The 16,793-nt window shown below is 69.0% G+C and carries 20 protein-coding genes; 15 read left to right on the plus strand and 5 right to left on the minus strand.

The features are described 5' to 3' along the window. Positions 1-8: 8 nt before the first annotated feature. Both OV287_RS02795 and OV287_RS02800 read right to left on the minus strand, forming a co-directional pair. Complete coding sequence (locus OV287_RS02795) at positions 9-761, minus strand: Mut7-C RNAse domain-containing protein (protein ID WP_267532408.1); 753 nt, start codon at positions 759-761, stop codon at positions 9-11. Beyond that, the gene (locus tag OV287_RS02800) at positions 758-1,111 is read right to left on the minus strand and encodes a hypothetical protein (RefSeq protein ID WP_267532409.1); all 354 of its coding nucleotides are present in this window, start codon (positions 1,109-1,111) and stop codon (positions 758-760) included. The genes OV287_RS02795 and OV287_RS02800 overlap by 4 nt, the downstream gene beginning before the upstream one ends. A 135-nt stretch (positions 1,112-1,246) precedes the next feature. Here OV287_RS02800 and lspA (OV287_RS02805) point away from each other — a divergent pair, with 135 nt between their 5' ends. From lspA (OV287_RS02805) to OV287_RS02855, 11 genes are all read left to right on the plus strand, one after another. Continuing rightward, positions 1,247-1,867, plus strand: a complete 621-nt coding sequence (gene lspA / locus OV287_RS02805; protein ID WP_267532410.1) for a signal peptidase II — start codon at positions 1,247-1,249, stop codon at positions 1,865-1,867. Positions 1,868-1,876: 9 nt separating this feature from the next. Further along, positions 1,877-2,506 (plus strand): signal peptidase II, encoded by a 630-nt coding sequence (gene lspA / locus OV287_RS02810; protein WP_267532411.1) that lies wholly within the window; start codon positions 1,877-1,879, stop codon positions 2,504-2,506. 111 nt (positions 2,507-2,617) lie between these two features. Beyond that, positions 2,618-3,934 carry a prolipoprotein diacylglyceryl transferase gene (locus tag OV287_RS02815; RefSeq protein ID WP_267532412.1) on the plus strand — a complete coding sequence of 439 codons (1,317 nt, stop codon included), beginning with the start codon at positions 2,618-2,620 and terminating at the stop codon, positions 3,932-3,934. Positions 3,935-3,972: 38 nt separating this feature from the next. Continuing rightward, the gene (locus OV287_RS02820; protein ID WP_267532413.1) at positions 3,973-5,034 is read left to right on the plus strand and encodes an MXAN_5187 C-terminal domain-containing protein; all 1,062 of its coding nucleotides are present in this window, start codon (positions 3,973-3,975) and stop codon (positions 5,032-5,034) included. Between the two features lie 11 nt (positions 5,035-5,045). Further along, positions 5,046-5,555, plus strand: a complete 510-nt coding sequence (locus OV287_RS02825; protein WP_267532414.1) for a KdsC family phosphatase — start codon at positions 5,046-5,048, stop codon at positions 5,553-5,555. A 172-nt stretch (positions 5,556-5,727) separates the two neighbouring features. Continuing rightward, positions 5,728-6,120: a hypothetical protein gene (locus OV287_RS02830; protein WP_267532415.1), complete on the plus strand. Its 393-nt coding sequence runs from the start codon at positions 5,728-5,730 to the stop codon at positions 6,118-6,120. 192 nt (positions 6,121-6,312) lie between these two features. Then, positions 6,313-6,474, plus strand: coding sequence for a hypothetical protein (locus OV287_RS02835; RefSeq protein WP_267532416.1), 162 nt, complete (start codon positions 6,313-6,315; stop codon positions 6,472-6,474). After that, on the plus strand, positions 6,474-7,421 hold the full coding sequence (locus OV287_RS02840; RefSeq protein WP_267532417.1) for a tetratricopeptide repeat protein: 948 nt from the start codon (positions 6,474-6,476) through the stop codon (positions 7,419-7,421). Before OV287_RS02835 ends, OV287_RS02840 begins: the two co-directional genes overlap by 1 nt. Before the next feature lie 96 nt (positions 7,422-7,517). Continuing rightward, entirely contained in the window at positions 7,518-8,027 is a 510-nt protein-coding gene (locus OV287_RS02845; RefSeq protein WP_267532418.1) for a MarR family winged helix-turn-helix transcriptional regulator, read from the plus strand. Between the two features lie 38 nt (positions 8,028-8,065). Next, positions 8,066-8,410 carry an antibiotic biosynthesis monooxygenase family protein gene (locus tag OV287_RS02850; RefSeq protein ID WP_267532419.1) on the plus strand — a complete coding sequence of 115 codons (345 nt, stop codon included), beginning with the start codon at positions 8,066-8,068 and terminating at the stop codon, positions 8,408-8,410. Further along, positions 8,407-8,853 carry an EVE domain-containing protein gene (locus OV287_RS02855; protein WP_267532420.1) on the plus strand — a complete coding sequence of 149 codons (447 nt, stop codon included), beginning with the start codon at positions 8,407-8,409 and terminating at the stop codon, positions 8,851-8,853. Before OV287_RS02850 ends, OV287_RS02855 begins: the two co-directional genes overlap by 4 nt. On the opposite strand, the gene OV287_RS02860 is transcribed toward OV287_RS02855, so the two are convergent. From OV287_RS02860 to OV287_RS02870, 3 genes are all read right to left on the minus strand, one after another. Then, complete coding sequence (locus OV287_RS02860) at positions 8,850-9,779, minus strand: DUF6929 family protein (RefSeq protein ID WP_267532421.1); 930 nt, start codon at positions 9,777-9,779, stop codon at positions 8,850-8,852. The genes OV287_RS02855 and OV287_RS02860 overlap by 4 nt on opposite strands. Before the next feature lie 115 nt (positions 9,780-9,894). Beyond that, a complete protein-coding gene (locus OV287_RS02865) occupies positions 9,895-10,986 on the minus strand; it encodes a HEAT repeat domain-containing protein (RefSeq protein WP_267532422.1) in 1,092 nt (363 codons plus the stop codon). Positions 10,987-10,995: 9 nt separating this feature from the next. Next, positions 10,996-12,048 (minus strand): HEAT repeat domain-containing protein, encoded by a 1,053-nt coding sequence (locus tag OV287_RS02870; RefSeq protein ID WP_267532423.1) that lies wholly within the window; start codon positions 12,046-12,048, stop codon positions 10,996-10,998. 589 nt (positions 12,049-12,637) lie between these two features. Between OV287_RS02870 and hemL the strand changes: the two genes are divergently transcribed. The 4 genes from hemL (at position 12,638) to OV287_RS02890 (ending at position 16,793) form a co-directional block, all read left to right on the plus strand. Next, the gene (gene hemL, locus OV287_RS02875) at positions 12,638-13,933 is read left to right on the plus strand and encodes a glutamate-1-semialdehyde 2,1-aminomutase (protein WP_267532424.1); all 1,296 of its coding nucleotides are present in this window, start codon (positions 12,638-12,640) and stop codon (positions 13,931-13,933) included. Further along, positions 13,917-15,317 carry a serine/threonine-protein kinase gene (locus OV287_RS02880; RefSeq protein ID WP_267532425.1) on the plus strand — a complete coding sequence of 467 codons (1,401 nt, stop codon included), beginning with the start codon at positions 13,917-13,919 and terminating at the stop codon, positions 15,315-15,317. The genes hemL and OV287_RS02880 overlap by 17 nt, the downstream gene beginning before the upstream one ends. Before the next feature lie 191 nt (positions 15,318-15,508). Then, positions 15,509-16,378 carry an STAS domain-containing protein gene (locus OV287_RS02885; RefSeq protein ID WP_267532426.1) on the plus strand — a complete coding sequence of 290 codons (870 nt, stop codon included), beginning with the start codon at positions 15,509-15,511 and terminating at the stop codon, positions 16,376-16,378. Positions 16,379-16,391: 13 nt separating this feature from the next. Beyond that, positions 16,392-16,793: an STAS domain-containing protein gene (locus tag OV287_RS02890; RefSeq protein ID WP_267532427.1), complete on the plus strand. Its 402-nt coding sequence runs from the start codon at positions 16,392-16,394 to the stop codon at positions 16,791-16,793.

The following is a 16,793-nucleotide window of genomic DNA, read 5'->3' on the forward strand; positions in this document are numbered from 1 at the left end:
GCGCGCGCCTACGGGTGCTGCTCCAGCTCGCGCAGCTTGTCGATGATGACCTGCATGCGCGCGTGGTGCGAGCCCGCCCAGAACACCCGCTTGCACTCGGGGCACTGTTGGAAGCGGGTGAACGTGGCCTGTACGCGCTCGGGCACGCGGCCCTGCACCTCGTCGGGCGAGGCCTCGGAGAGCGCGCCATTGCACGCGATGCACCGGGCAAAGGGGCGCATGTGCGCGGTGAGCTGGAAGCGCCGCACCACCTCGATGAGTTGCTGCGAGGGGTCCGTCTCGCGGGGGAAGTACCCGTGGATGACCTCGGAGCGCTTGAGCACGCCGAGGTCCCGGGTGAGCAGGATGCGCTGCTCGTCGTGGGAGAGCCGGGCCAGCTCGTCATCGGCGTAGTCGTTGCGCCACAGCGTGTCGAAGCCGAGCATGCGCAGCAGGCCCGAGAGCCGGCCGAGCCCCACGTCGAGCAGGAAGCGCGGCTCGGGCAGGGCAGGGGGCCCCACGCGCACCAGCGGAGTCACATCGATGGAGGAGAAGGCGGGATAGACGGCCAACCGCTGCCCGTCCCCCACGCGGTGGGAGAAGTCCACCGCCTGTCCGTCCACCAGCACCACGTCCACCTCGGGGTGGGGCGGGCCGAGCGACTCGATGAGATCCTTCACCGAGGTGGACCCGTGAACGGTGTGGTGGAACTCGACCCCGCGCCGCTCGGGGGCCAGGAAGTCGTTGAGCGGGCCGTAGAAGCGAATCTGGAGCTGCGTCATGAGCCGGCGGACGGATCAGCCGGGTTCTGCCCCTTGTTGCGCAGCCGCCGGATGAGCTTGTCGAGCAGCGGCGTGAGCGCGAACGTGGCGGCGAAGCGGGGAATCTTGATGACCTGGCAGGCGAGGTACGCCCCGGTGAAGGTGCTCGCCGCCCCGACAGCGCCCTCTATCTGGAAGCCCGCTCGGATGAGCAGCATGAAGCCCACCAGGCACAGGCCGAAGATGGCGTAGTGCACCACCAGGGCCAGCATCCCGTAACGGACAATGAACGCCTGCAGGCGCTCCATGAGCTTCGGTTTGGCCTGTGCCACGGCCGGGGTGGCGGGAGTCTCGTTCGAATTGGGCGTCACGGGTGGCTGAACAGTCTCCATCGGCCCCACCATGCCTCACTTCGAGGCTTCCAGCGAGTCAACCCTCTGCCTGCCCGGCTGCTTTCCGACTCCGGTTGTCAGGCTCCCAGCCGCCAAGGTAGACCTCCAAGTCTCATGATGCATCGCTTCCGCGTCCTCATTCTCGTGGGCCTCGCCACCCTCGCCGCCGACCAGGTGACCAAGTACCTGGCCGTGGCCCACCTGACGGAGGCGCTCGATGGGCGCACCGGCTTGTCCCGGCTGGAGGGCTTCATCTCCGAGCAGAATCTGGACAACAACCCGCCGGTGCCGGGCGAGTACCGGCGCTTGAAGCCCTACCGCTTCATCGAGAACTACTGGCACTTCCGCTACGTGGAGAACCCGGGCGCCGCCTGGGGCCTCTTCGGCACCTGGTCCGAGTCCGTGCGCCGGCCCTTCTTCCACCTGGTGAGCCTGGTGGCGCTCGGCTTCATCACCTTCATGTACGTGCGGCTCACCCCGGATCAGCGCCGGGTGCGCTGGGCGCTGGCACTCGTGGCGGGTGGGGCGCTGGGCAACTTCGTGGACCGTCTCCTGCGCGGCTACGTCATCGACTTCATCGACTGGCACTGGCGCAACCAGCCCGGGATGCGCTGGCCCACCTTCAACGTGGCCGATGCCGCCATCTGCGTCGGTGTGGGCCTGCTCCTGCTGGACTCCTTCCTGGAGCGCAAGCCCGTGGAAACGGTGACGCCCGGCGGGGAGCAGGTGGTATAAGCACCTCCCGTGCCCCGCAAATACATCCTCCTCCTGACGGTGGCGCTCGGCGTCATCCTCCTCGACCAGTGGACGAAGTACGCCGTCGTCCGCGAGCTGACCACTCGCTTCGATGACCGGCCCACGGTGGGCGAGCGGCTGTCGGCCATGTACGGCGAGCCTCCTCCCCCGGGCATCTATGGGCTGCACTACCAGCCCAAGCGCCACATCGAGGTCTCCGAGTCCTTCTTCCGCCTGCGCTACGCGGAGAACCCGGGCGCGGCCTGGGGCATGTTCCGCAGCCTTCCGCCTGGCCCTCGCGGGCTGCTCTTCCACGTGGTGAGCATCGCCGCGGTGGTGCTCATCACCTGGTACTTCAGCAAGCTGAGCGGGAAGGATCCTCAGGAGAAGTGGGCGCTGTGGGGCCTGCCCCTGGTGCTCGGCGGGGCCATCGGCAACTACATCGACCGGATCGCCCGGGCCTTCGTCATCGATTTCCTCGAGGCCCATTGGTACGACAAGGCCGCCTGGCCGTCCTTCAATGTGGCGGACTCGGCCATCGTGGTGGGCGTGGGCCTGCTCATGGTGGACGCCTTCGTCCGCAAGGAGACGCCCAAGGAGGCGCCCAAGCAGGACAAGTCGGCCGAGGCCCGCTCCTGACGGCGGGTTGCTCCCCCTGCGGGCGGTTCCACTCCAGGGCCGCTACTCCCCACCCTCGCGGCGCCGTGAACGGGTAACCTGCGCGGCCTCGCACCCCCGAGGCTCCTGCCCATGCTTCCCGTCCTCGTTCACTTCACCTTCACCTCCCTCTGGTCTCAGCTCGTCCTCTACGCCCTGTCGCTCGGCGTCGTGGGGTACATCGCCTACAACGGCTGGCGTGGCGCAGAGGGTACGCCCAAGGCTCCCGGGGAGAAGCCCGAGCCGCCCACCTCCAGCGAGCGCATGCAGCGCGCGCTCATCTACGGAGCCTTCGCAGCGGGCCTTGCGTGGCTTGGCCTGCGTTACGCGCTGCCCGCGAGCGCCTTCCTGGGCCAGAAGGGCGAGGGCATCCCCATCCACACCTACGGGGTGCTGCTGGCCACGGGCTTCATGACCGCCCTGACGGTGGCGGCGCGGCTGGCGCGGGAAGAGTGGCGCAAGCCGACGTGGGTGCCGGATGCCCAGGGCGGCGGCCAGTGGGTGGACACCGAGGGCCCTCGCAAGCAGGAGGCGATGATGGACTTCGGCTTCTACGCCCTGGTGGGTGGCCTGGTGGGCAGCCGCGTCCTCTTCGTGCTCGTCAACTGGAAGGACTACTCGCGCGACTGGACGCAGGTGTTCTCCCTGGGCGGCGGGCTCGTGTTCTACGGCGGCCTCATCGGCGCGGCCCTCGCGTCCATGCTCTTCGCGAAGCAGCACCGCATGAGCTTCATGCGGCTGGCGGACCTGGCCATCCCCACGGTGTCGCTGGGCCAGTGCCTGGGGCGGCTGGGGTGCTTCTCTGCCGGCTGCTGCTGGGGTGACGTCACCGAGGCCGGCGCGCGCTTCGCCGTCCACTTCCCCGGCGCGGGCCTGGCCAAGGATATTTTCGGGCGGCTCGGCGGCACCTCCAGCCTCGCCTTCCAGTCCCAGGCGCAGGACTCGCGCTACGTGGTGGAGGCCACCGGCGAAGTCCTGCACCACATGGCCCCTGGCGCGGTGCGCATCTCCGACTGGGTGGCCCAGCACGGCACCACGCTGTCCGTCTACCCCACGCAGATTTTCGAGTCCGTGGGCCAGCTCGTCCTCTTCCTGGCGCTGCTGTACGCGCGCCGCTTCCGGCGCTTCCACGGTCAGATTTTCGCCATGTGGCTGATGTGCTACGCGGTGCTCCGCACCACGGTGGAGCTGTTCCGCGGCGACACCGAGCGCGGCACCCTGCACGGCCTGCTCGAGTCGCTGGGCGCCTCCCGGCTGGCGGACGCGGTGCCCCTGGAGGCCTGGTACAACATCTCCACCAGCCAGTTCATCTCGCTGTGCATGTTCACCTTTGGTGCGACTTTGCTGTACAGGCGGATTCGCCGGGCAGGCGAGGCGGCTGGCATCGGACCGACACCGAGCCCTGCCTGAGGTTGATCCTCGGGCGCGTCTTGGGGACACTCTAGGCAATGGCGTACGAGTCCTCGACGAAGAACCAGACAGCGAAGGCGGGCGTCTCGACCAAGTCGTCCGCCAAGCTGGCTGCGACCAGTGGCGACACGAAGTCCGGGATGCCCGCGAAGTCGGGCAGTGAGGTGGCTTTCCAGGAGTGCGACGCCATCGAGGCGGACTTGGCCGCCCTGAAGGTGACCTACGAGTTCTACTTCATGGGGAACGAGCGCACCCCGCCGACGCGGGCGTACGAGGACCTCAAGAAGCGGTTGGAGCGGCTCAAGGCCAGCTTCGTGCGCAACACCGCGGCCAAGTTCCGCGTGCAGGCCATCGCCACCAAGTTCGCCACGTACGAGCGGCTGTGGCAGCGCACGATGCAGGAAATCGAGAACGGCACCTACAAGCGGGACGTGGCCAAGGCGAAGCGCCGCACGCAGAAGGCCCCCGAGAAGTCCCGTACCCAGGGGCCCATCGAGCTGCCCGACGAAGATTTCGACGTGGAAGAGGTGAAGCCCACCGCGCTGCCATCCGTGGCGCCGGTGGAGCCAGTGCCCTTCCGGGGAGGCGGTGTTCCGTCGGTGGCGCCGCTGGTGCCGTCGGTGGCGCCGCTGGTGCCGTCGGTGGCACCGTTGGTCCCGTCCGTTGCTCCTGTGGCGCGGGGCACCGCGATTCCGTCCATCCCCTCGGTGGCTCCGGTGGCGCCGCGCGTGGCCCCCATGGTGCCGCCCGTAGCGCCCGCGGTGCCGCCGGTCGCTCCCGCGGTGCCGCGCGTGGCACCCGCCGTGCCGCCCGTGAGTCCGGTGGCGGCCCGTCCTCCCGCCGCCAAGCCCGCGGCGCCGCGTCCTCCCTCGGCTGGTTCGGGCGGGCTGTCCGAAGACAAGCTGAAGTCCGTCTACGACGCCTATGTCGCCGCCAAGCGCCAGAACAAGGAGGACACCTCGAAGATGAGCTACGACTCCGTCGCCGCCACCCTGCGCAAGCAGGTGCCCGAGTTGATGAAGCAGCACGGCGCCAAGTCGGTGGAGTTCAAGGTCGTCATCAAGGACGGTAAGGCCGTCCTCAAGGCCGTTCCCAAGTAGGGCGAGCGCGGATGAACCAGAACCTCGAGTCACTCAAGGGGCGGGTGAGCCGCCTGTCGGTGATGATCTTCGACATCGACGGCACGCTCACCGACGGACGCATCTTCTGGGTGCCCAACTCGGGCTGGACGCAGATGTACAGCGTGCGCGATGGCATGGGCATCAAGCGGCTGCAGGAGGCGGGGCTGGAGGTGGCGGCCATCTCCGGTGGTGACAGCCTCTCGGCGCAGATGCGGATGCAGTCGCTGGGCATCAAGCACGTGCACTTCGGCAGCCAGGACAAGGTGGCCCACTTCGAGAAGCTGCTGGAGCTCTTGAAGGTGACGGCGGACCGGTGTGGGTACATGGGGGATGAGACGGTGGATCTGCCGCTGCTCAAGGCGGTGGGTTTCTCGGCGGCGCCCCCCGAGGCCCCGGACGAGGTGCGTTCGCAAGTGCACTATGTGGCGCAGCGGCAGGCGGGCTTTGGCGCGGCGCGCGAGGTGTGTGAGTTCATTCTTCGTCACCGGCAGGTGCCTTAGCGCCCCGGAGGACGAGCCAATCGTCGGCTCCTGAAATCCGTTACATGCCGGGGAGATCAATCCGTTCCGGGGGGAGGTTGTCCCGGTGGGAGGGGCTCCCTAGTTTGCGCCACGCGAGAGTTCCATCCGGGCGCTCGCGGGCTGGCACATGCAACGGACTTCGAGGTGGGCGATGGCAGGTTGGACGGGGCGCTGGGGGCTCGGGCTGGCGGCGGTGGCGCTGGGGCTGGCGAGCGGGTGTGTCGCGCCTCCCGAGGACGCGCAGGAGCGCCTGGCGCAGCTGGAGGCCGAGGACAAGCGCATGGACGAGGCGCTCGACGCGGTGGAGACGCGGCTGCTGGGCAATCAGTCCAAGCTGCACCTGTGGCAGGAGTTGGAGCGGCGGCATGAGCAGGTGTCGGCCATTCAGTGCCGGGTGGCGGACGAGCACTTGCTGGCCATCGCGAAGCACTACGAGAAGCAGGAGGCCAAGGCGCGCCAGCTCCAGAAGCGCCGCCGCATGGCCGCCGTGGACTCGGCGGTGCTCTCCTCCGCGGGCAACCGGGAGCGGTTGAGCAACAACTAGAAATTCCCGAGGGTGCTCGGAGCCCTGGACGGCGGGCGGGCGGGCGGCGGCTTCCGTGACGAGGGCCCCGAATCCGGCTAGAACTCCCGCCCTGTGAGAACCCGGATTGGAGCACTCGTCCTTGCTGTCGTGACCGGGCTCGCCGGCTGCGGCGTCCGTTCCCCCGAGGAGTGCGCCTCGAAGCAGGAGCCGATGACGAGTCCCGAGGGGACCGTCTATCGCTGCACCGCCGCCGAGGACTGCCCCCGCTCCTCCCGCGTGTCGTTGTGTGTCGACGACATCGGCTCCCAGGATGCGGCCTGCATCCGCTGCATGAACACCGAGTGTGTCGCCATCACCCCGGAGACCTGCTGATGCGGCGCGTGATGCTCTCCCTCGCCCTCGTGCTTGCCTCGGGCTGCTCCCGGGACAACGCCCCCGACCACATGCAGCGCGCTCGTGACGCCATCTTCGAGAAGCGTCCCGAGGAGGCTCTCGTGGAGTACCGCAAGGCGCTCGACGTCCTGCGCATGGATGAAACCGCCCAGGCTCAGGTGCTCAAGGCCCGTGCCCTCAAGGGCGCCGCGGACGTCTACTGGCTCGAGCTGCGCAAGGTGAAGGAGGCCGTGAGCGTCTACAAGGAGCTCATCAACCAGTGCCCCGAGTCTCCCGAGGCCCTGGAGGGCCGCGTGGTGCTCGCCGAGCTGCTGCGCGTGTACTTCCGCGACCTGCGCGGCGCCATTGATCAGCTCACCGCCGCCCTCTCCCGCAACCCGCCCCAGGGCGCCGAGCTGCATTACCAGGTAGCCAAGCTGTACTTCGAGCTGCAGGACTACCAGCAGTGCGTGCTCGAGTCGCGCAAGCTCGTCGAGCGTTTCGCCACCAGCGCCTTCGTGGACGACGCCGTCTACCTGCAGGCCCAGGCGCTGCACATGCAGGCGCTCAAGGCCGAGCCCGGCTCTCCCGACGTGCCGCGCTTCCGCCAGGAGGCCTCGCGCACGTACGCGGACCTCATCACCCGCTTCCCGGACTCGGAGCTCGCCCCGCACGCCGTCTTCGAGACGGGCAAGCTCAAGGCCGAGTCGGGTGACAACGAGAAGGCCATCGAGACCTGGGTGCAGGCCCTGAAGAACCACCCAGAGCCGGCCACGGTGCAGGACGCCATCGCCCGGGCTCGGCGCCGCATCGCCGCCACGACGCCGGAGGAGGTGGGCTCGCGCACCACGGCCTTTGATCGCAACCAGGCCCGCCCGGCCCCGCCCCCGCGCACCTCGCTGGAGGCCGTCGGCGGCTCGGCCGGGGAAGCCGACCACGGCGACTGACGCCCCCTCTCCCCCTGGGAGAGGGCTGGGGTGAGGGTCTTCCTCCCCGCTTTCTCCATTGCACGCGAGCGTCTTGGTAGTTAGGCTCCTAACGAGATGGCGCTCGAACTGAAACAGCTCCCGAAGCACGAGACCCTCCAGCAGGACGCGGGGCGCTACCCGGAGGCGGATGCGTCGGCCGTGGAGGCGTGTCTGATGCTGCTGCGGGTCTCGGGCGATGTGGAGGCGGCCTATGGGGCGCACTTCGCGCGGCATGGGCTGTCCCAAGCGCGCTTCATCGTCCTCATGCAACTTCAGCGGGAGGAGGAGGGCCTGCGTCCCGCCGAGCTGGCCGAGCGGACGGGAGTCACCCGCGCGACGATGACCGGGCTGCTGGACGGGCTGGAGAAGGAGGGCCTCATCCTGCGCAGGGCGCATGCCGAGGATGGGCGCATGTCGGTGGTGCGGCTGGCGGCCAAGGGGCGCCAGCGGCTGGAGGGACTCCTCCCCGACCACTACCGCCGCACCGCCGCCCTGATGAGCGGCCTGTCCGTCGAGGAGCGCCAGCAGCTCTCGGCCCTGCTCACGAAGGTCGCCGCCGGCATCCCTCATGTGAAGGAGCCGTGAGTCTCTTTTTTTACCCGGATGGTTAGGAGCCTAATTACATGGAAGCGACCAAGACGAGCATCGTTCCCGGCAGTGGGGTGTGCACCCTCATCAACGTCTTCACCGTGGCGCCCGAGCGGCAGGCGGAGCTGGTGAAGCTGCTGGAGGAGGCAACGGAGGAGGTGATGCGGCACCTGCCGGGGTTCATCTCGGCGAACATGCACCGGGGTCTGGAGGGCACCCGGGTGACCAACTACGCGCAGTGGGCGAGCCGGGAGCACTTCGAGGCCATGCTGCGCGACCCGAAGGCCCAGACGCACATGCGGGCCGCGGCGGCGATGGTGGAGAAGTTCGAGCCACACCTCTACGAGGTGGTCTCCACGCACCAGCGGAGTGCCTCATGAGCCAGCCCCGGTACTGGGTGGCGGTGGCCTCGTGCGACCACGTGCACAAGGGCGTGGAGGGAGGCTTCGCGCAGGCCTGCCATGGAAAGGTGGCTCCCCTGCGCCGCATGGTCCCGGGGGATTGGGTCCTCTACTACTCGCCGCGCATGCACTTCGAGGGTGAAGAGCCCTGCCAGGCCTTCACGGCCATCGGCCGCGTGGTGGATGCGCCGGTACAGCAGGTGGACATGGGCGGAGGCTTCAAGCCGTTCCGCCGCACCGTGGCCTTCCTTCCGTGCCGCCAGGTTCCCATCCGTCCGTTGCTCGAGCGGTTGAGCTTCATCCAGGACGTGCAGCGCTGGGGCTATGTCTTCCGCCGCGGCTTCTTCGAGCTGCCCGAGGCGGACTTCCTGCTGCTGTCCCGGGAGATGCTGGGCCGCGAGGAGCTCCACGCTCCCGCCTAGGCGGGCACGCCCTCCAGCACCGTCTCGAAGAGGGGCGCGGCCTGGGTAGGGTCGTCCGCGTCCGCCACGAGCAGCAGGTGGATGCGGCCACCCTCTACGCGCGCGTCCACGCCCTCCAGCTTCACCTTCGCGTCTACACCATCGAGGAACATCGGCGTGCCATCCGGCGCCAGCACGCCCACCGCCGAGCCCATCACGGCTCCATCCGCGTAGCTGTCGCGAGTGTCCTCGGCGGCGGCGGTGAAGACGATGCGGCCGTCCGGCAGGGGCGCCGCATCCGTGAAGGACAGGCGCACGGTGCCCGCGCGGCCCAGCTCCCAGCGGCGCACGATGCGCACCACGTCTGGCTCCAACGGCGCGTCCGCCTCCAGCGCGCGCAGCACCCGGCCCGCGTCCAGGTCCACCACCGCGTCCTTGCCCTGGTCCCCGTTGCCCCGGTTGAGCAGGCGCATCCGCACGCCAGCCACCGCCGCTCCCTCTACGTTGAGCGGGCCCAGCTCGCGCTCGAGCTGTGCGTAGAGGCTGGTGAAGTCCACCTCGCGCACCGGGCCGCTCACGCTCCCGTCCGCCGCCAGTGGCACCAGCGCTCCCTTCTGTCTCACCGCCGTGCTCCCCGAGGGCACCGCCAGCAGCGCCCCGTGCGGCGCGCTCGCGAGTCCTTGCACCAGGCAGAGTGCTTCCATGTCGGGCTTCTGGGCCTTGCGGCTCTTGGGCTCCAGCGGCAGCTCGCCCGGCAGCAGGCGCTGGAATTGGCCCGGGGCCTCACCCACGAGCGGGAAGCTGGCCAGGAACAGCGAGTCGTCCGCGACCACGTGCAGCCAGTTCCCAGCGCGCACCAGGCCGCTCGCGGCCGACACGTGGGCGTGGCCCCCGGTCGTCTCGGGTGCCTGCAGATTCAGTTTCCGGCGCTGGGTGAGGCGGAGCATGCGGATCCTCGGGTGGTGTCCTCGGGAGACAACCACGGGCTGGCGACACCCTCACCCTAACCCTCTCCCAGGGGGAGAGGGGACTTCTCAGGCAGGGTTCACCTCGGGTGTGGGGTCAGCCCTCCTGGCCCCGGCCGTGCTCCAGCGCCTGCTTGTCGCGCAGCAGCAGGTTCCACGTCTGCGGCTGCGAGGCCAGCAGCGTGAGCCAGGTGTCGATCTCCCCGTCCATCGACGGGTCCACGCCCTTGAGCTTCTGAAGCACTGGCACCGCGCTCGCGAGCCCCAGCCGCGAGATGCTCTCCAGGATGGCGCTGCGCACCTCACGCTCGCGCTCCGTGGCGAAGCGCCCGTTCAGCGCCTGCATCGTTCGTCCGGTCTCCTTCACCGATACCGTGCCCAGCGCCTTCGCCGCCGCGGCGCGTACCTCGGGGTGCTCGGACTCCTGGAGCAGCCGCCGCACGGAATCCACCGCCGGTGTCCGCGCCGCCTCGATGGAGGATGCGCCCAGCAGCCCCGCCGCCGTCTTTGGATCGCCCGCCTCCGACGCGAGTGTCACCGCCTGCTCCGCCACGCTCTGGGAGCGCTCGAAGATGCGTCTGGCCTCCTCCGTCAGATTGCCCACCACCGCCTCGCGAACCTCGGGCGCCGGGTCCTTCACCCACTGGCGATAGGCCTGACGCGTGGACTCCTCCATGGCCAGCACCACGCTCGCCGGCGCGTCCAACGCCCGCAGCGCGCGCACCATCCCCGCCTTGCGCACCGGGTCCGGCTCTCGCCCCGCCTTGTCCAGCACCCGCTCCAGCACGCTCCTGTCCCCCGTCGGGTTGAAGCGCATCACCCACAGGGCCGACAGCGCCTCCAGCACCTCCGGGTCCTGCTCCGCCTCCACCTTCGCCCAGAGCTGCTCGGGGGGCAGGCTCTCCAGGAGGCCGCGGAGCTGCTCCACCACATAGCGGCGCCACGCCGGCGAGCCCTTGCCCTGGCGGTACTCCTCCACCAGCGAGTCCAGCTCGCACGGCACCGGCCGCAGCATGTCCTCGGGCGGGGGGCTCTTCGAGGCACTGGCCGGAGCCGGAGCTGTCGGGGCCACGGGGACCGGTGTCTCACTGGAGGGCCCGTCTGTCCTGCCCGAGCGCCACACGCCCAGTCCCGCGAGCACGGCAATCAGCCCTGCTCCGAGGCCCACCCATTTCTTCTTCGCTCTCATGCTCATTGCCTACTCCGCGAATCCGCCGCAGCGGTGGTGGATGGCCTTGCGGGGGTAGACCCGGTTGAAGTCGACCTGCCCCGCGTCGTACAGCGCCTTGAACTCGGTGTAGTCCTGCCGGAAGCGCGCGTCCTGCTTCGCGAAGTCCTTCAGCAGCGGCAGGGCTTTGGGGCCCGCGGCCCGCACCGCGTAGCGGACGATGGCCCAGCGGACGCACTCTTTCTTCTCCTGGGGGAAGGCGTTGGCGAAAGCATCGAGCACGGCCTGCGTGTCGCGCCCCGAGGACATCACCAGCGCGGCCATCTCGCGCACGCCGGGGTCTGGGTCCTCGAGCTGGAGCTTCGCCAGTTGCTGGAGCGACGGGCCGTCGATGCGGGCGTCCGGGTAGGTGCCCATCTCGATGGCGAGGCTGCGCACGCCGGGCACGGTAGAGCCGCGGGCCACCTCCAGCAGCTTGCTCATGTACGGGTCGAAGCGGCCGGTGCGCTGGAAGTCGTTGTCCATCACCCGGCCGATGGTGCGCACCGTGAGCAGGGTCACGAGGAGGGGGAGCGTGTCCCTCCTGGCCATCGTGGTGAGCCGCTCCAGCATCGCGGGCTCGAAGCGGTGCTGCGTCTCCAGGGCCACGAGCGCGCTGGTCTGGTGGCGGGGGTCCGGGTGGCTCTCGGCCATGGTGGCGAGCCTGTCCACCACCGCGGGCGAGCGCACGGCCTCCGTCTCTCGCACCGCGCGCAGGTAGAGCGACATCTCGGGCTCCTGCGTGGCGTGAGCCCACTCCATCACCTGGAGTGCCGCCTGGGCGTCCTTGCCGATGACCTCGGCGAGCCGTTGCTCCAGGAAGAGCAGGGCGGCCTGATCCTTCAGGGCGATGGCCTGGCGGATGGCGGCGCGCACGCCTTCGAGTCCGAGCAAGGCCTCGAGCTTCAGGTAACCCGCGTAGCACGTGAGGCGGGGGAGCCGCGGTCCGGCAATGGGCCGCTCGTCGACGGCGAAAGCGGAGGTGGTGCCAAGCGTGGCGAGCAGCGCGCCCAGGCGCCAGCACCGGAAGATAGACGAATGCATTCGCGAGGCCTTCAAGTGAATTCCGCCGTTCAACCCAACCGCCACAAGGCCAACCGTCACAAAGCCAACCATTACCCAGCCACCCCACTCAGCCAACCACCCCACTCAGCCAACCACCCCACCCAGCCAACCACCCCACCCAGCCAACCACCCCACCCAGCCAACCCTCACCCAGCCAACCCTCACCCAGCCAACCCTCACCCAGCCAACCACCCCACTCAGCCAACCACCCCTCTCCCCTCGGGAGAGGGACGGGGTGAGGGTGTCGCGGCCCTCTGCTTGCCCTCGTGGAAACCCCGCATCTGTGAGGAGGCTGGGGCGGGAGTCTTCCCCCCGGATACCCCACCCCAGCCTCCCGCGAACCATTGCAGCGGCACCTGACCGGACACGTTCTGCGCCTCGAAATATGCAACTGGGCCCGAGAACGTATAAAACCGCTGCTGAGGATTTTTCTCCCACCCTCAAATAAGCAGAAAAAACTGGAATTTGCGGCGCCATGTAGATGAACGCATGGCGGAAATCAAGCGGCTGGCCGGCGGAGACGGAGTGACGCCGGTGGGGTGTACAGGCCGCGTGCTATGGAGCCCTCATGAACCACACGCAGAGCAAGGCCCTCTTCTCCCGAGCGCAGGAGCGTATTCCGGGAGGTGTGAACTCCCCGGTGCGCGCCTTCCGAGGTGTCGGCGGTGAGCCCGTCTTCTTCAAGGAAGGCGCGGGCGCGTGGCTGACGGACGTGGACGACAACCGGTACGTGGACCTGGTGGGGAGCTGGGGTCCGCTCATCCTCGGCCATGCCTATCCGCCGGTGGTGGCGGCGGTCACCGAGGCGGCGCGGCGGGGCACCACCTTCGGGGCGCCCACGGACCTGGAGGTGCAGTTCGCCGAGCTCATCTGCGCCACGGTGCCGAGCGTGGAGAAGGTGCGGCTCGTCTCCAGCGGCACGGAGGCCACGGTGGCGGCCATCCGGCTGGCGCGCGGCTTCACGGGCCGGGACTACATCCTCAAGTTCGAGGGCTGCTTCCACGGCGCGGGTGACCCCTTCCTGGTGAAGGCGGGCAGCGGCGTGGAGACGCTGGGGCTGCCGGACTCGCCGGGCGTGCCCAAGGAAGTGGCGGGCCTGACGCTGACGGCGCCGTACAACGACCTGGGCGCGGTGGAGAAGCTGTTCTCGCAGCGAGCCAAGGACATCGCCTGCGCCATCATCGAGCCGGTGGTGGGCAACATGGGCGTGCTCATCCCCGAGGAGGGCTACCTGCAGGGCCTCCAGGCGCTGTGCCGCGCGCACGGGGTGCTCTTCATCCTGGACGAGGTGATGACGGGCTTCCGGCTGGCTCGCGGCGGAGCGCAGGAGGTGTATGGCCTGCGTCCGGACCTGAGCACCTTCGGCAAGGTGGTGGGTGGCGGCATGCCGCTGGCGGCCTACGGCGGACGGCGCGACATCATGTCGAAAATTGCCCCCGAGGGCCCCGTCTACCAGTCGGGCACGCTGTCGGGGAACCCGGTGGCGGTGTCCGCGGGCATCGCCACCCTCCATGCGCTGCGCGCGCCGGGCGTCTACGAGCGCCTGGACTTCATTGCCCGGGAAATCGAGGCGGGCCTGCGCGCCGAGGCGGAGGAGGCCAAGATTCCCGTCACCATCAACCGCGTGGGCAGCATGTTCACCGTCTTCTTCACCGAGGGGCCTGTGTTCGACTACGCGAGCGCGAAGAAGAGCGACGCGGCGCGCTACGGCCGCTTCTTCCACCAGATGCTGCAGGAGGGCGTGTACCTGCCGCCCAGCCAGTTCGAGGCGGCCTTCCTCTCGCTGTCCATCAACGAGCCCGAGGTGGCGCACATCCTCCGGGCGGCTCGCAAGGCGTTCCGCGCGCTTGGACAAGGGGCCTGAGACGACGGCCTCGAGCCCGGGGCCCATCCCCTTTGGTCCCTACACCCTGGTGCGGCGCATCGGGTATGGGGGCATGGGGGAGGTGTTCCTGGCGCGCGAGGAGGAGCCGGGCCGCGCCTGCGTGGTGAAGAAGGTGCTGCCGGGCCTGGCGGGGAACACGCAGTTCCTCGCCCGTTTCCGGGACGAGGCGCGGGTGGTGCTGCGCCTGTCCCATCCCAACATCGCCCGCGTGTGGGCCATGGGCGAGGTGGCCGGGGCGCTCTACCTCGCCATGGAGTACGTGGAGGGCAAGACGCTCAACCGGCTCGCCTGGCGGTTGCGCAACCGCGGCCTGTCGCTCTCCCCGGGGATGGTGCTGCTCATCGGCGAGCGCATGTGCGCGGGCCTCGCGTACGCGCACGACGCGGCGGATGAGCAGGGCCAGCCGCTGCACCTGGTGCATCGCGATCTGTCCCCGGCCAACGTGTGCATCTCCTACGCGGGCGAGGTCAAAATCATCGACTTCGGTGCGGCGCAATCCACGCTGAAGGAGGCGCAGACGGCGCCGAGCGTGGTGATGGGCAGCATCGCGTACATGGCGCCGGAGCAGGCTCGGAAGAAGCGCGTGGACCGGCGGGCGGACGTGTACGCGACGGGCGTGGTGCTCTGGGAACTGCTCGCCTGGCGCCCGTTGCCGCAGAAGGGGGATGTCACCGAGCGGTGGAAGCGCGCGGCCTACCCCCAGTGGGAGCCGCCGAGCCGTCACCGGCCACTGCCGCCCGAGGTGGACGCGGTGGTGCTGAAGGCGCTGGCCACCGAGCCTGAGGCACGCTTCCCGGATGCCGCGGCGCTCGGGGCCGCGTTGAGGCAGGTGCGCGAGAAGTACGCGCCCGACGTGGGGGACGCGGACCTGGCTCGGCTGATGAGCGAGGCCTTCGCCAAGGAGAAGACAGTCGAGGACGGTGTGCTCGCGGAGCTGCTGCGGCGGGAGGTCTTGCCCCGGCGGTCCATCCCCGAGAAGGAAATGCCCGCCTTCGCGCCTCCCACCGCGCTGGCCTTCGAGCACCGGGCGCTCGACGCCCCCGCCGGCTATGTCCCCTCCGCGGAGGTGGTGCTGGTGGAGGAGTCCCGGCCCGAGCCTCGGCCGGAGGCCACCGTGACTCAAAGCCAGACACCGCTCTCGCGCGAGGTGCGGGTGGCCTTCGACGTGGACGTCACCAGCGAGGTGCTCGTCGCGCAACCGGGCCAGGGCTCCGGGCTGGTGCAGGCCATCGAGGAGGGCGAGGAGTCCGAGCCTCCCGTCTCCGCGGGTGCTTCGCCGCCGTCCCTCAAGGGGTGGCTCGCCGCCGGGTTATTCCTCGCCGCGCTCGCGGTGGGCTTCCTCCTGGTGTGGCTGCTGGGCTGAGGCCAGCTCCGCTTCTCTCTGCCGTAAGAGAATGAACCGCACTCCGTGTGCCATGGCCCCATGGGAATTTCACGGACGTCCCATGGGCTATCGGGGAGTGAACAGTCGTCGCAATCCTGTACCTGAGACGGATTGTGATTCATGAGCGCCCAGGTCGCGTGTGGTACAGGCCAGGCCTCAGGAGGCGTTCGTTGATCACTCGTATCCACGAGATTCTCAAGAAATACCCGTCCGAGCTGCTCGCTGAGTGGCTCAGTGCCATGGCGGCCAGCGGGGTGCGTCGTGACACGTTGATGAAGGAAGGAGAGCTGCGCGAGCATTGCTCCGAGTTCCTCCGGCTTCTGTTGCAGGCCACCGAGCAGGGCAACTTCAACGACATCAACGACTCCTCGTTCGTGTCCGTGAGGGAGATGCTGGAGCGGCTGTCGCGCTCGCGCAGCCTGCAGGGGTTCTCCCCGTCGGAGACGGCCACCTTCATCTTCAGCCTCAAGCAGCCCCTGTTCGATCGGCTGCGCCGCGAGTACGCCAGTCAGCCGGCGGTGGTGGTCGAGGAGCTGTGGACCGGCACCCTCCTGCTGGACAAGCTGGGCCTGTACACCACCGAGGTGCATCAGCGGGCGCGCGAGGAGGTCATCCTGCGCCAGCAGCAGGAGATGATGGAGCTGTCCACTCCCGTGGTGCAGCTCTGGGAGCGCATCGTCTGCCTGCCGCTGATCGGCACGCTGGACAGCGGGCGCACCCAGACGGTGATGGAGACGCTGCTGCAGCGGATTGTCGAGACGGGCGCGGAGATCGCCATCATCGACATCACCGGTGTGCCCACCGTGGACACCCTCACCGCCCAGCACCTCATCAAGACGGTGACGGCCACCCGGCTGATGGGCGCCGAGTGCGTCATCAGCGGCATCCGGCCCCAGATTGCACAGACGATCGTCCACCTGGGCGTGGACCTGGCCGGAGTGGTGACCAAGTCCAGCGTGGCCGGAGCCTTCAACTGGGCCCTCAAGCGCCTCAACCAGACCGTCTCCGTCCCCGTCCAGCGCGCGGCGGGCAAGGCCTAGCTGGAGTCATTGTATGGAGCGTATTCCCATCCTCCGCATGGGCCGGGTGCTGCTGGTCACCATCCAGGTGGACATGCATGACCAGCTCGCGGTGACCCTGCAGGACGACCTGACCGCGAAGATCGTCGAGACCAGCGCCGGCGGGGTGCTCATCGACATCTCCTCGCTGGAGGTGGTGGACTCCTTCATCGGGCGCATCCTCGGCAACATCGCCACCATGTCGCGCGTGCTGGACGCCCAGACGGTGGTGGTGGGCATGCAGCCCGCGGTGGCCATCACCCTGGTGGAACTGGGCATGTCCCTGCCGGGCATCCGCACAGCGCTCAATGTCGAGAAGGGCATGGCACTGCTGCAGGCCTTCATGGAGGCCGACCAGGTGGTGCTCGAGGTCCCGGATGCCAGTATTGAGGACTGA

The organism is Archangium lansingense, from assembly GCF_026626635.1.
GTDB lineage: Bacteria > Myxococcota > Myxococcia > Myxococcales > Myxococcaceae > Archangium > Archangium lansingense.